The organism is Acinetobacter sp. YH12152 (genome assembly GCF_013418285.1).
Classification (GTDB): Bacteria; Pseudomonadota; Gammaproteobacteria; order Pseudomonadales; family Moraxellaceae; genus Acinetobacter; species Acinetobacter amyesii.
In genome coordinates this window covers 1-14,397 of sequence record NZ_VPCH01000003.1, presented here as the reverse complement: position 1 = coordinate 14,397, position 14,397 = coordinate 1, and the positions used below count along the sequence as shown (strand labels likewise).

Here is a 14,397-nt window from a genome sequence, read left to right as displayed (position 1 = left end):
TTCGGCTACGACTAATTTAAATGACAAATCCATTACGATCTTTTATATTGCCCCTCGTAAGGAGAAGTTCATGAAAAAGTTATTTGCTTTATCCGTTATGGTGGCTTTGGTCGGCTGTGCTGAAAAAAAACCATTAACCCCTGAAGAGCAGTGGCAGGGTTACTGCCGCAGTGTAGGTAATGCTGCACGTACGATTATGTTAGATCGTCAAAATGCAATTGAAAAAGACAAAGCAGTTGAGCATGCCAACAAAATTGAGGATGAAACCACCAAAGGATTTATCCTGAACATCATTGATGAAGTTTATGCCTTGCCGCAAGCTGAGATTAATACTGATGTTGAAAAAGCACGTGAAAAAATTCGTGCTGAGTTTACTGAAAAATGTATCGCAACACCGCATACTGAAATGCCAGATTATAAACCGTTCTAAGGAACGGTTTTTTATGCGAGAAAGCGCGTAAAGCAAAACCTAAAGGCTGTATTCATCAGTGAGTAGTTACAACTGGGTAACTATCCGTTGTTTAGCCATATGATTGAGTTCATGCTTATTTTGCGAATGCATATTTATCTTCGGGTTACTTTGAATATGAGATGCTTAAAGATTTTTAAATAGCCTAAGCAGAGCGAAATACAAATTGTGACAACTTGCTAAATCATAAATATAGAAAAGCAAATCTTTTTAATGAATAATGAAATGGAGAATAAAAAACAGTAGAGGAGCAGAATATGGACGTTATAGGTTATATGCATCACTCAGATCTACTCCTAGAAGATGAACAAGGCGTAGCAATTATCGGTGGTGGGAACTACGTGCTCAGCATTGGAGATAAAGTCACATTACGCCAAAAAGTAGATGAATTTTCTCAACGCTATTTGGTCGATATCAGCTTTGCAAGTAATCAACATCAAACCACATGTCAGGACGAATGGTGCCTCAGATTTACAGGCGATCGAGCAGAACTTCAGCAATATATCACTGCAACCACTGTACACTAAGGTGGAATATCCAATACTGATAAAAACAGGCAACATTTAGTTGCCTTTTTTTGATGGTTAATTTTAGTCAAAAGTTAATATGTGCAAGAAAAGCGTGTTCTAAGTATTGATTTTGCTTAATGTATAACCGATATGAGGATCATTTATTTATAAAATAACGGGCATCACGAAGAAACACTTGTAGTGCATTAACTTTTAACTGGAATTTTAGTAAAATTTAGCAGTCCATATTATTTGCGTAGCTTTATTTAAAGCAGGAATGCGTAAATAATTTTTTAAAAAAGAGGAATAACACCGTGCTAGAAGCTTACCGCCAACACGTTGAAGAACGTGCCGCACTCGGAGTCCCACCGAAGCCACTTGACGATGCTCAAACAGCTGCATTAGTTGAATTATTAAAAAACCCACCAGCTGGCGAAGAAGCATTTTTAGTTGATTTACTAGAAAACCGTGTTCCAGCGGGTGTTGACCAAGCTGCATACGTTAAAGCTGCTTTCTTAGCTGCTTTGGCAAAAGGCGAAGCGACTTCTCCACTAGTAACTAAAGAACGTGCGGTTTACCTACTAGGTACTATGCTTGGTGGTTATAACGTTGCTCCTTTAGTTGCACTTCTTGATGATGCAGAGCTTGGTGAATTAGCTGCTGACGCACTTAAGAAAACTCTTCTTGTATTTGATGCCTTCCACGACGTTGCTGATAAAGCAAAAGCGGGCAATGCGAATGCACAAGCAGTTATGCAATCTTGGGCAGATGCTGAATGGTTCACTAGCCGTAAAGACGTTCCTGAAGAAATCAAACTTACAGTTTTCAAAGTAACTGGCGAAACGAACACAGACGACTTGTCACCTGCACAAGACGCGTGGAGCCGTCCAGACATTCCGTTACATGCTAACGCAATGCTTAAAAACGTACGTGACGGTATCAATCCAGAAGTTCCTGGCGAAGTTGGTCCACTTAGCCAAATCAAAGAGCTTATCGCGAAAGGCAACCAAGTTGCTTACGTAGGTGACGTTGTTGGTACTGGTTCTTCTCGTAAGTCAGCAACTAACTCTGTACTTTGGTTCTTTGGTGACGAAATTGCTCACATTCCGAACAAAAAAGACGGTGGTTATTGCTTAGGTTCTAAAATCGCTCCGATTTTCTTCAACACTATGGAGGATGCTGGTGCATTGCCAGTAGAAATCGATGTTCAAAACATGAACATGGGCGACGAAATCACGCTTAAAATCGACCACGCTGCTGCTAAAGTAACTGCGTTCAAAGACGGCGCTCAAATCGCTGAATCTGAACTTAAAACTCCAGTTCTTCTAGACGAAGTACGTGCTGGTGGCCGTATCAACCTTATCGTTGGTCGTGGTTTAACAACTAAAGCTCGTGAAGCTCTTGGTCTTGCACCTTCAACTTTATTCCGTACTCCAGTTCAACCTGCAGCTACTGGTAAAGGTTTCACTCAAGCTCAAAAAATGGTTGGTCGCGCTTGTGGTCTTCCTGAAGGTCAAGGTGTACTTCCAGGTACTTACTGCGAACCTAAGATGACTACTGTTGGTTCTCAAGATACAACAGGTCCAATGACTCGTGACGAACTTAAAGATCTTGCTTGCCTAGGCTTCTCTGCTGACCTAGTTATGCAATCTTTCTGTCACACAGCTGCGTATCCAAAACCAGTTGACGTTCAAATGCAACACTCGCTTCCTGATTTCATCATGAACCGTGGTGGTGTATCACTACGTCCAGGTGACGGTATTATTCACTCTTGGTTAAACCGTATGCTTCTTCCAGATACAGTTGGTACTGGTGGTGACTCACATACTCGTTTCCCAATCGGTATTTCTTTCCCTGCGGGTTCTGGTCTTGTAGCGTTTGCTGCTGCAACTGGCGTTATGCCACTAGACATGCCTGAGTCTGTACTTGTTAAGTTCAAAGGTAAAATGCAACCTGGTATCACTCTACGTGACCTAGTACATGCGATTCCTTACGTTGCGATCCAACAAGGCGACTTAACTGTAGAGAAAAAAGGTAAGAAAAACATCTTCTCTGGCCGTATCCTTGAGATCGACCTTACAGAAATGGAAACTGACCTTACTGTTGAGCAAGCGTTCGAACTTTCTGATGCATCTGCTGAACGTTCAGCTGCTGGTTGTTCTATCACGCTTTCTGAAGAGAAAGTTGCTGAATACCTTAAATCAAACATTACTATGTTGAAATGGATGATTTCTGAAGGTTATGGCGATGCTCGTACTATGGCGCGCCGTGTAGAAAACATGGAAAAATGGTTGGCTAACCCATCACTTCTTAAAGCTGATGCTGACGCTGAATACACTAAAGTGTACGAAATCGACCTTTCTACAATCACTGAACCAGTTCTTTGCTGCCCGAATGACCCAGATGACGCTAAATTGCTTTCTGACGTTCAAGGCGTGAAAATTGACGAAGTATTCGTTGGTTCATGTATGACTAACATCGGTCACTTCCGTGCAGCTGGTAAACTTCTAGACAAAGTTCCTGGTGGTTCTTTATCTACTCGTCTATGGTTGGCTCCTCCAACTCGTATGGACGAACGTCAATTGATGGAAGAAGGTTTCTATAACATTTATGGTAAAGCTGGCGCTCGTACAGAAATGCCAGGTTGTTCATTATGTATGGGTAACCAAGCACGTGTAGCTCCGAACACTACTTGTGTATCGACTTCTACTCGTAACTTCCCGAACCGTCTAGGTCAAGGTGCGAACGTTTACTTAGCTTCTGCTGAGCTTGCTTCTGTTGCTGCTGTACTTGGTAAATTACCAACTCCAGCTGAGTACCAAGAATACGCAGCTCAAATTGATAGCATGTCTGCTGACATCTACCAATACTTAAGCTTCGACAAAATGAGCGACTATACTGACGCTTCTAAAGATGTTGATACTAAGAAAATTGCTGCTGCTCAATTGTCTTAATTGATTAAGTAGTTGAAAATAAGGGCTGATTTATCAGCCCTTATTTTATTATTAAAAGTATATTGCGAATTTTATACGTGTTTAAATTAATTAGAATATTGTAAGTTGTATATGTCACTAGGTTTAAATTACTTTTAGAAAATATTAAGAAATAAATGATATTAAATTCACGGATTAGTTATGAACTTTAGAATATATTTTTTACCTTTAGTTATTATAATTTTTTTAAGCTCTTGTACCTCAAGCTCATCTGAACCATTAATTTTATCCGAACAGCAAGAAAAAAATACTTTGAATGAATATAAAGATATGCTGGAAAAGAAAAAGTATGAAGAAGCATATAAAAAATTATTAATTTTAGAAAATGTAAATAATATCAGTAGCTATGCTAAAAATGAGATTGGTAATTTTTATGAAAATGGAATTTATGTCGATAAAAATTTAGAATTAGCATTAAAATATTATGTTGAAGCTGGTAATAAAAATTATATTCCAGCTATTTATAATGTAGGAAGAGTTCGATTAGAGCAAGGACATTATACAGAAGCAGCATCAATTTTTAAGACGATTGAAAATGATAATTTCGCACCAGCTCTTAATTTAATAGGTGTGATGTATAATTATGGCTATGGTTATGATGTAGATTTGGGAAATGCACTGAAATATTATAAGAAGGCTGCTTTGCTAGGTAATCCAGATGCGCAGTTTAATATTGGCCAAATGTATTTTAAAGGAAATGGCGGTAATGGGGATTTTAAGGAGGCTTTCAAATGGTATACTTTGTCAGCAAATCAAAATTATTCTCTAGCGAAAATCCAATTAGCAACATTATATTTTAAAGGGTATGGTGTGGAAGCTAATATTAATACTGCTATTAATATAATCAAGCCATTAGCAATAGATGGTCATCCAGATGCTATTTATAACTTAAGACTTTATTATAAAAAACTAAATAATTCAAAAGATTATGAATACTGGGATAAAGTATGTAAAAAAAACCATGATTGTGATATTTGACTTTAATTTTTTTAGAAGCGATAGGGTGACAATTTATTTAAAAATCTAGATGATGTAGCTCATACTAGTTTCAATCAAGAATTTACTACTGGGTGTTGATTTCGGTAAAATATTAGTGATTTAAGTGATGATGTAAAAATGCCCAAACAATCCCGCTTCCTCTGCATTGGCGGTTTCCTTAACGGAACCCAAGTCAAAGACCAAGGCGAAAGCTTTGTCTGTGTCGAAAATGGCAAACAGGTGAATTACTTCAAAAAAGAAATCTTTAACCAAGATGCGTGGGACCAAGATTACTATGTCTGTGAAACCACCAGTGATAAAGAGGCGCATAACTGGGTATTCGACATAAAATAATATCTCAAAAATCTTTATATTCAGTCATAAATAACCAATGCTCAGCACATCACATACGCTGAGTATTTTTATTTATTTCACTTATTAGGCTTCAAAAATGTGTAGTAGAAGAAGGGGGGGAAATAGCTTATTTACATTTTTCTAGCTGAAAAAATCAAATAATTATGTAAAAAGATAAATAAAATTGAGCACTTAAGATTAAATTATGAATTATGAGCTAGATGCTTTTTTGACAATTGTCGTGGCGGTTTTGGTTTTATTTATCGGTTATTTCTTCGTACACAAAATTTCCATCCTGAAAAAATACAACATTCCTGAACCTGTAGCAGGCGGTTTGGTCGCTGCGATTATCACATTTATATTATTTAAAAACTTTAATATCACCGTAAATTTTGATGCCAAAATCCAGCAAATATTCATGCTGATGTTCTTTACATCGGTAGGCTTGAGCGCAAGTCTTGGAAAACTCAAAGAAGGCGGAAAGGCGCTGGTGCTGTTTTTAGGTTGTGTGATTGTATTTGTCATGCTGCAAAACATCGTTGGTATCAGTTTAGCCAAAATTTTAGGATTAGATCCGCTCATCGGTTTAATTACAGGTTCAGTCACATTAACTGGCGGTCACGGTACAGCAGGTGCATGGGGCACAGTCTTTGAACAAGATCATGGTATACAAGGCGCAGTCGTACTCGGTATGGCAAGTGCAACATTCGGCTTAGTCATTGGTGGCATGATGGGCGGGCCAGTGGCGAAATTCCTCATCCGCCGTTTTCAGTTGGCAGAAGAACTTGTACCGACAACAGGACGTAATGAAGCACCGCCTGCATCTGAAACGGCGCCTTTCGAATATCCTGAAAAAACTCGTTTAATTACCGCAGATGATGCCGTCAAAACGATGGGGATGTTTGCCATCTGTATCAGCTTTGCTTATTTCATGACAGAGTTTGCTCGTGGACAGTGGTTTGAATTACCTACCTTCGTTTGGGCTTTAGCGTGTGGTGTATTTTTAAGAAACACCCTTGAACTTGGCTTTAAAATTGAAATGTTTGATCGCTGTATCGATGTATTTGGTAACGCATCCTTGGCATTATTTTTATCCATGGCGCTGATGTCATTGCAGCTCTGGTTATTGGCAGATCTTGCAGGCCCGCTGGTGATTATTTTACTGGTACAAACCCTCGTTTTAGCACTGTATCTGTACTTTGTAACTTTTAAGATCATGGGAAAAAGCTATGACGCAGCCGTACTTTGTGCAGGGCAATGTGGTATAAATTTGGGTGCAACACCGACAGCGATTGCCAATATTCAGGCAGTGACCAATACCTATGGGCCATCACATAAAGCCTTTTTGATTATTCCTTTGACAGGGGCATTCTTTGTAGATATTGTCAATGCTGTGGTCATTCAGGCAACGATAGGCTTCTTTGGTTAATACTATATATACAGCTTTAAAAAATGCTAAAGCATCTAGATAGAGTGCTTTAGCATTTCATTTTTCACCATCTTATTGATCAAGAATAATAAACAATGAAAGTTTTAAAATATCATTTGCCTTACATCAAATTGTTCATGCTATTTGTATTAACAGCATTTCCATTTTCTATAACCTTTTCAGCCGAAATTGATGTCCGAAAGACCATCGTTCAAGCAAAAAATAACGATAAACAGGCGCTTTATGATTTGGCTGTACTGAAACATATGGGGCTAGAAGGTGTGGAGATTAATCTGCCTGAAGCCATAGCGCTGTATAAGCGTGCTTCTGCCTTAGGGCACCGCTCTGCAAATCAAAATTTGGGATTGATGTATTACAAAGGTGTAGGAGTAAAAGTAGATTATGTAGAAGCCGCAAAATGGTTTGAGATCGGTGCTGAAAGAAACTTAGATGATTCAAAGCGTATGCTTTTGATTATGAATAAATATGAACTCATTCCAAGGGATGAGAAAAAATTGGAAAGTCTTTTAATTGAATTTGCAAATAAAGGCAAGCAAGAAGATATCGAACAATTGGCCGACTATTATTACTATACGAAGCAAAATATGCAGCTTGCTGAAAAGCCAACGATGTTGTTGGCTGAACAAGGCTTGGCTCAATATCAGTCCCGTTTGGGTATGATTTATTATCAAGGTATTGACGCAAAGCCTGATTATAAAAAGGCTTATCCGTGGTTTTTAAAGGCTGCGGAAGCAAATGATTTGAACGGAAAAATTAGCGTAGCAAGTTTTTATTTAGGTGGGCTAGGCGTACAGCGAGATTTTGAAAAAGCTGTTGCATGGTTTAATTCGGCTTATGAGCAGGACCCTGTGAAAACATGTGAAATTCACAGTCTCGTTTTGTCAGAATTGAACAATGAAATACAACAATGTGAGCTAAGTAGAAAACAATAAAAAGCCCCATGGTTAGGGGCTAGTCGTATCACTCGCGTGATACTCATATAAGGCTCATCTCATACTGCGTGTATTAAAGCATAAAATTGAAAAAAATGCTGAGCAAATTGACAGTTAAAACTTGGTTGTTTTAGGGAAAACCGATCGTTATACTTTGCTCTGAACATTTGTTCATTTCACTATAACCATAAAGAACTATATTGATGAAAGAATATAAAGTTGTTATCTATCAAGAAGGTATGCTGGGATCTTTGCTGCTTGGCTCTTCAAAAGTTGATCCTGTTAAATTCACCAATTTTTTAAATCAAAATGCACAGCAAGGCTGGGCGGTGATTACGATGGAAAAAGATATCCGCCGTATGCTGCTTTTTTGGAAGCGCGAAGCTTATGTAGTTGTTTTGGAGAGAGAAAAATGAAATACGGTGTCTTTAGTGCACTTATTATTTCAGTTTTATGGGGTTTATTAGCCATCTCTCAATTATGGTTTGTGTTGCTCAGTGTCGAAGTATTTACCAAAATAACCATCACAGTAGCGATCTTAGAAGCCATCATTATTATTGCAACATTGGTCATACGTGAGTATTTGACAGATAAAAAATTGAAAAAAGATGGCTATATAGATTAGAACACATAAATAGGGCAATTGAGTGCTGAACTCAATTGCCTTTAAATTTTAAAGTCATCTTATAGATTAAATCTATATTGGCTCATTACTCAATCATCATAAGGTCAGCACTGCTGGCAGATTTTAATTGTCGTAGCGCAAAAATAGAGCGGGTATGGCGTATACCTTTCATAGAATATAAATTTTTACGTAAAAAACGCTCATAGTGTTCAGCATTTTTAACTGCAACTTTCACCAAATAATCATAATCGCCAGTGACTAAATGTGCTTCTACCACTTCTGGCATATTGGCTAAAGTTTCACTAAATTGATCTAAAATTTCATCATCGTGACGTTCTAATGTGATTTCAATAAAGAATAATTCATTGATCCCAATCGATTTTGGATTGATGTTGGCTGTATAGCCGTCGATAATTTTTAAATTTTCTAGACGCTTTAAGCGTGTCCAACACGGCGAAGAGGAGAGACCAACACGTTCAGAAAGCTGGGCTATGGTGAGTCGTCCATCTTCTCTTAATGCGGATAATATTAAACGATCAATTCTGTCGAGGTTGTGTCGTGCTTCACTCATGCCAAAATAGAATATAATTGAGAAAAAATAGTTATATCATTTTTTGCAATGGTCGGCTGAAGAAAATAAGCACACTTGGACCTTCAGTACAGGTTTTAAAGATAGAAAAATAAAATATGTAAGCTGTCAGGCAGTGTGAATGAATCTAAAAGTAGAGAATCTTGTGCAGACCATAAAAAGACCACTCAGCCGGATTACTGACTGAGTGGCAAAAACTTAAGCGTGTAACTGTTGTTCAATGATCGGCCATAGATTTTGATGTGACGATTTAAACATCAACATATGTCCGATGGCTTTATGACCTGTTTCTTTCGGTTTTAACTCAATCATTTGAGTCGAAGCATTCGGGTATAAGCGCAGCAAGTCTTTGACATTGGCTTCCGTGGCGATTTCGTCATCGGAGCTCCATACGGCAGTGATCGGACAGTTCACCTGTTGATGAAAATCATGCTGAACAGTTTTGCCTAAGGCGTTGATGACATAACCGGGTTTGCTACAAAATTCAGCCCATTCACGAGCAACATCTTTTGGCAAATTTTCACCCATACCAATCGCATTGGTCGGGCCATAGCCAATGGTATAGCGTGCAATCGGGAAGATCACATTAAACATCACAGGAGCTAAAAGCTTGGTGCGACCTTTAAGATCTTTGACATGACCTGTAGAGCCAGAAACAGCAACCACTTTGGCAACTTTGTCATAATTTGGCACGATACCTAATAATTGTCCGCCTGCGCTATGACCGAGTAATATGACTTTAGGTGCCTGCGTTTTACTGATCAAAGCGTCGATTGCCGCAGGGATATCTAGCTGCCCCCATTGCACAATACTTGCTGTCGATTGTTTTAAAGGGCTGTGTAGCGACTCACCAATACCACGAAAATCGAAAACTAAAACGTCATAGCCTTGTTGGCTCAACCATGTTGCATAGCTATTATAAAATTGCTTGGTAATGCCTGTGGCTGGACAAATCAACACAGGTAAAGCCTGTTTGAGCTCTGTCTGGTGCGGATAAAAGCGCGCACTCAGTGAATAGCCGTCTTGGCAATGAATCGTGAGTTTTTCAGATGATGACATGATTCAAACTTCATGGGTGTGTTCCGATGTCACTAATTTACACAAGTTCCAAAAAGAAACCTGAAAAGAGTATGACTCTAAAGTCATGTCATAACAGGTTTGAAGCAAGTACTATTGCAGAAGAAATACAGATAAAAATAATGCGTATAATTGAACAATGGATGTAAATTAAAATGGACATGCTTCAACTTTCGAGTGCAGTAAAAATTGCGATAGTTTTTAGTGGGATTTATTTATGGGTAGGTATGCTCACAGGTGTGTGGAAATATGCACAAATAAGGCAGTCTGAACTGGCACGTGCGCATTATTATGTAGATATCGCACATCGGAGCAGTTTGTTATACGCCCCAGCGACGCTCATTTTGGCGGTATTGGCCTATTTTTCAGCACTTCCACATACACTCAATTTACTCTTTGTAATCATCAATTTGTTCTTTTTTAGCTTTTCGATTTTAAGCTATGTGCTGCATGGCTTTTTAGCTGATACCACCAATCAATTTAAAGTACCGCACGTCTTAGGCAAATGGCATTTACCTAAATGGATGATGAGTATGGCAATGCTTGGATTGGTGATTGGCGAGTTAATTGCAACACTCGGATTGCTCTTCGGAGTCATCGTTAAATTTTGGTTTTAAGCAAAGTAGTATCAAATAAAAATCGTATCAATTAGATTGGAGGCTAATCAAGGAGATAAAAGCTTTTAAAGTGCAGACGATTGTTAGGTCGAAGAATTTATATAAACAAAATTTTAAGTTCTGCAGAATTGAAAATTTATGAGAAAAGGCTGATGATTTTCTGGTTATTTTAGGAATTATTTGTATTGTTTTTTTAAATGGATTGAATGAACGAGAAGGTGGGGGGTTGGCATCTTTTCTTTTTTCAAGATGGATGATGCCTCATCCATCTTCTAACTTAAAATTCTGTTGATTTTTGCTTTCGATATTTGTGGTCAATGACTGCCCATAAATAAAAGGCTACAGAGACAATAAGCGCATAAGCAAAATATTCAGGTCTTAAATTTCCTTGTATTAAGCCTTGAATAAGTAGTGTCAGCATGAGAGCAATAGTGGTGCTTGTATAGGTCACCATGTTCTTATTTGCCTTCAGAGCGTTAATGAAGAATTGCTTTTTGAAATGTACTGATAACATCTCCACCCCTCCTTGTTGTTGTTTAGCCAAAACCCATGATTTTGGTCAGGTTTGAACTACTGTTGTACTTCGAAACTAGAAGTATTTCAATAGCAAATGTCATTATTTTGTCATAAAACTATGTTAGATCATCGTATAAGAATAATCATTTTATTCATATACTAAATATTATGAATCTAAAGGTGTTGACTGGTGAGTAAAATGGTCGATGCATAATATCTATGTATGAATAAGCAATATATATACCAACACGGGTATATCGGCTTTATGACACGAAACCGCCTAGCTTACAGTCTGAATCGGGCTTAATCATGGAGTTTGTGTACGGTGTATTTTGCAGAAAGTATTTGTATTTTAACTATTATTATATTTTGTAGCCAAAGGGCTGGATTTTTTTCTCATCATGAAAATAAAACTTTATTAAAAAAGTTCAATGACTTAGGGTTATTGCGCTGTAGTAGGACAAATAAAAGTCAGTTTGGGTAAAACTCGACAATTATTGGTCGCAGGTAAAATCGTCATTCGGGTAAAACTCCGATTTTAGACAAGTCAAAAAAGGTTATTTTTTAACTTTATCAATTACAGCAGCAATAATCAGCACAATCACAGAAGGGATCAGCCATGCTAAATTTTGTTGAGCAAGTGGTAGATTGGCAATAAAGCTTGGAAGTGCATCTTCGAAACCAGCCACTTTTAAACCATCAAAAATACCGAAAATAAACGCACATGCGGTAACAGAAGCAATAACTCGTGATGGTGAAATAAACCATTTAGAGCAGAAGCTCAGTAGGATAACTGCAATCGCAGGTGGATAAATCGCACTTAAAACAGGCACTGAAACTGCAATGAGTTTGGTTAAACCTAAGTTTGAAATCAGCAGTGAGAAACCAACTAAAATGAACACAAAAACTTTGTATGGAATTTTAGTCAATTCTGAGAAATATTCAGCACATGCGCAGGTCAAGCCAATCGCGGTCACCATACATGCAACAAAGATCATTGCAGATAGGAAATAAGCGCCCATATCACCAAAAGCATGTTGTACATATGCATGCAGGATCACTGCACCATTTGTTGCATTTGGAGCAATATCATGGCTGCCCATACCGAGTTTGAACAAGCTGATATAAACCAGTGTAAGTCCAATACCAGAAATAATACTGGCAATGACAGCATACTTAGTGACGAGCTTACTATCCGTTACACCGCGTGAAGTAATGGCTTTTACGATCACGATACCAAAAACTAAAGCGCCTAAAGTATCCATGGTTAAATAACCATTGACCACACCTTCTGAAACTGGTGCAGCCACGTAATTACCAATAGCAGGTGGAATCACACCGGCAGGGATAAAGAACGCAGAGATACCCAGTACAATGAGACCTAAGATCTTGAGTGGTGAAAGGAAATAACCCACAGTATCCAAAATTTTGTTTGGATAAAGTGAAACAATGGTCACTAATGCAAAATAAATCACGCTATAAATTAGCAGACTGTTTGCGCCGTTACCAAAATAAGAAGAGAAACCAATTTCATAAGAAACGGTAGCTGTACGAGGTGTTGCAAATAAAGGTCCAACAGCTAAGTAACACGCGACAGTAAGGATAATGCTGGCTGCTTTACCCAAAGGTGAACTTAAAACTTGAATAGAACCTTCAACACGCGACAAAGCAATAATCGTGATGACAGGTAGACCAACTGCGGTGATTAAGAAACCAAATGCAGCTAACCAAACATGTTCACCCGCTTGCTGTGCGACAATTGGTGGGAAAATAATGTTACCTGCACCAATAAACAGTGCAAAGGTCATAAAACCTAAGGCAACAATATCCCGTGTACGAAGACTTGTCATAAAGGGGAGATGAACTGTGAAAAAAGGCAATTTTAGTGCAATTAAGCTCGTTTTTGGAGCAAAATTTATAAATCGTATAGATAGTTTTTATAATACGAATCATGAATATATTGACAGATAAAATAATGTTTTATTTATATTTATGATAAATAAAAGAAATTTATTGTATATAAAATTTTTATAGAAATATGTTTAGCGATTAAGATTTATCAGATATAAATCAATTGTTCTAATTTTCAGCACTAAATAGGATGCTATAAGCCGAATAAATGCAGAAATATTGGCTGAATAAAACAAAAAAAATCTAAAAGGTCTATAATTCGGTGTATTCAAATTTGAGGATATTCAGATGAAAGCTTCCAAAATCACGATTAAAACCGAGCAAGATATTGAAAAATTACGCATTTCAGGTCGTTTAGCTGCTCAGGTTTTAGAGATGATCGGGGAGTATGTCAAGCCGGGCGTGACGACTGAATATTTGGACGATATCTGTAATGATTTTATCATCAACACACTTAAAGTGATTCCTGCCAATGTTGGCTACTATGGCTATACCAAAACCACCTGTATTTCACCGAATGAAGTGGTTTGTCATGGTATTCCTTCGAAAGAAACCGTATTGAAAGATGGCGACATTATCAATATTGATGTCGCCATCATTAAAGATGGTTATTTTGGTGATACCAGTCGTATGTACTATGTGGGTGAAGTTTCACCTGCGGCTAAAAAGTTAGTCGAAACTACCTACGAGGCCATGGTTGCTGGGATTCATGCAGTTAAACCGGGAGCAACATTGGGAGATGTAGGTTATGCCATTCAACAAGTTGCTCATCGTGAAGGCTACAGCATTGTACGTGAATACTGTGGTCATGGGATTGGTAAGGTTTATCATGAGCAACCGAGCGTTTTACACTATGGTCAACCGGGTCAAGGTGTAAATCTAAAAAAAGGCATGGTCTTTACCATTGAGCCGATGATTAACAGCGGTAAAGCGCGAACTAAAGAGTTAAAAGATGGCTGGACAGTGATTACTGCAGACCGCTCTTTATCTGCACAGTGGGAGCATATGGTGGTTGTAACCGATAGTGGTTTTGAGTTGCTATCTCCATGGCCAGAAGGTACAGGTACATATCCTGCAATCTAAGCTAAATCGCGAATTTAATCCTGAATCTGCTGTATCTAAAGGATTGAAGTTAAATTAAATTGTACAAGTGTATATTTTTTGACTTTAGTCTAATAAGTTGTAGTGTGTATGAGCGTTATAGGTTTTAAGACTAAGAGGTTTTCTCTATAGCTTAATTTATAAGGTTTGTAAGCGTCCGCTGAATCCCATACCTATTTTTTAATTCAATTTAGGTTTCCAGCAGTGCGGCAGCAATTCTTCAATTTGGGTCACTTTGTGTGTCGGCAACCTTTTCAGCACATCACTTAAATAGGC

Annotated in this window: 16 protein-coding genes; 11 read left to right on the top strand and 5 right to left on the bottom strand. The window is 38.0% G+C overall.

Translation table 11 applies throughout. The features are described from left to right. Positions 1–70 precede the first annotated feature (70 nt). The 9 genes from FTU83_RS01590 to FTU83_RS01550 all read left to right on the top strand — a co-directional run bounded on the left by FTU83_RS01590 (position 71) and on the right by FTU83_RS01550 (position 8,310). Positions 71–430 (top strand): hypothetical protein, encoded by a 360-nt coding sequence (locus tag FTU83_RS01590; protein ID WP_078193938.1) that lies wholly within the window; start codon positions 71–73, stop codon positions 428–430. 296 nt (positions 431–726) lie between these two features. Next, positions 727–996 (top strand): hypothetical protein, encoded by a 270-nt coding sequence (locus FTU83_RS01585; protein ID WP_078189189.1) that lies wholly within the window; start codon positions 727–729, stop codon positions 994–996. A 296-nt stretch (positions 997–1,292) separates the two neighbouring features. Next, positions 1,293–3,932, top strand: a complete 2,640-nt coding sequence (locus FTU83_RS01580; protein WP_180105532.1) for a bifunctional aconitate hydratase 2/2-methylisocitrate dehydratase — start codon at positions 1,293–1,295, stop codon at positions 3,930–3,932. A gap of 180 nt (positions 3,933–4,112) precedes the next feature. Further along, positions 4,113–4,949: a tetratricopeptide repeat protein gene (locus FTU83_RS01575; RefSeq protein WP_180105531.1), complete on the top strand. Its 837-nt coding sequence runs from the start codon at positions 4,113–4,115 to the stop codon at positions 4,947–4,949. Between the two features lie 138 nt (positions 4,950–5,087). Beyond that, a complete protein-coding gene (locus tag FTU83_RS01570; RefSeq protein ID WP_180105530.1) occupies positions 5,088–5,303 on the top strand; it encodes a hypothetical protein in 216 nt (71 codons plus the stop codon). 205 nt (positions 5,304–5,508) lie between these two features. After that, positions 5,509–6,732 (top strand): sodium/glutamate symporter, encoded by a 1,224-nt coding sequence (gene gltS, locus FTU83_RS01565; RefSeq protein WP_180011287.1) that lies wholly within the window; start codon positions 5,509–5,511, stop codon positions 6,730–6,732. Between the two features lie 95 nt (positions 6,733–6,827). Further along, a complete protein-coding gene (locus FTU83_RS01560; protein WP_180105529.1) occupies positions 6,828–7,685 on the top strand; it encodes a tetratricopeptide repeat protein in 858 nt (285 codons plus the stop codon). Between the two features lie 203 nt (positions 7,686–7,888). Continuing rightward, positions 7,889–8,101, top strand: a complete 213-nt coding sequence (locus FTU83_RS01555; protein ID WP_078193931.1) for a DUF4177 domain-containing protein — start codon at positions 7,889–7,891, stop codon at positions 8,099–8,101. Then, entirely contained in the window at positions 8,098–8,310 is a 213-nt protein-coding gene (locus FTU83_RS01550) for a hypothetical protein (RefSeq protein WP_111884970.1), read from the top strand. Before FTU83_RS01555 ends, FTU83_RS01550 begins: the two co-directional genes overlap by 4 nt. An 85-nt stretch (positions 8,311–8,395) precedes the next feature. Here the strand turns inward: FTU83_RS01550 and FTU83_RS01545 are convergent, their stop codons facing one another. Both FTU83_RS01545 and FTU83_RS01540 read right to left on the bottom strand, forming a co-directional pair. Continuing rightward, positions 8,396–8,881: an Lrp/AsnC family transcriptional regulator gene (locus FTU83_RS01545; RefSeq protein WP_078188537.1), complete on the bottom strand. Its 486-nt coding sequence runs from the start codon at positions 8,879–8,881 to the stop codon at positions 8,396–8,398. Between the two features lie 216 nt (positions 8,882–9,097). Continuing rightward, entirely contained in the window at positions 9,098–9,958 is an 861-nt protein-coding gene (locus FTU83_RS01540) for an alpha/beta fold hydrolase (RefSeq protein ID WP_180040404.1), read from the bottom strand. A gap of 173 nt (positions 9,959–10,131) precedes the next feature. On the opposite strand from FTU83_RS01540, the gene FTU83_RS01535 reads away from it, so the two are divergent. Further along, the gene (locus tag FTU83_RS01535) at positions 10,132–10,593 is read left to right on the top strand and encodes a hypothetical protein (protein ID WP_180007847.1); all 462 of its coding nucleotides are present in this window, start codon (positions 10,132–10,134) and stop codon (positions 10,591–10,593) included. A gap of 277 nt (positions 10,594–10,870) precedes the next feature. On the opposite strand, the gene FTU83_RS01530 is transcribed toward FTU83_RS01535, so the two are convergent. Next, positions 10,871–11,107 (bottom strand): hypothetical protein, encoded by a 237-nt coding sequence (locus tag FTU83_RS01530; protein ID WP_078188534.1) that lies wholly within the window; start codon positions 11,105–11,107, stop codon positions 10,871–10,873. 559 nt (positions 11,108–11,666) lie between these two features. Continuing rightward, the gene (brnQ, locus tag FTU83_RS01525; protein ID WP_180105528.1) at positions 11,667–12,959 is read right to left on the bottom strand and encodes a branched-chain amino acid transport system II carrier protein; all 1,293 of its coding nucleotides are present in this window, start codon (positions 12,957–12,959) and stop codon (positions 11,667–11,669) included. 349 nt (positions 12,960–13,308) lie between these two features. Between brnQ and map the strand changes: the two genes are divergently transcribed. After that, positions 13,309–14,103: a type I methionyl aminopeptidase gene (gene map, locus FTU83_RS01520; RefSeq protein ID WP_180105527.1), complete on the top strand. Its 795-nt coding sequence runs from the start codon at positions 13,309–13,311 to the stop codon at positions 14,101–14,103. Positions 14,104–14,301: 198 nt separating this feature from the next. Here map and FTU83_RS01515 read toward each other — a convergent pair. Beyond that, the coding region (locus tag FTU83_RS01515) for a transposase domain-containing protein (protein WP_151778282.1) at positions 14,302–14,397 on the bottom strand (96 nt) is incomplete at its 5' end.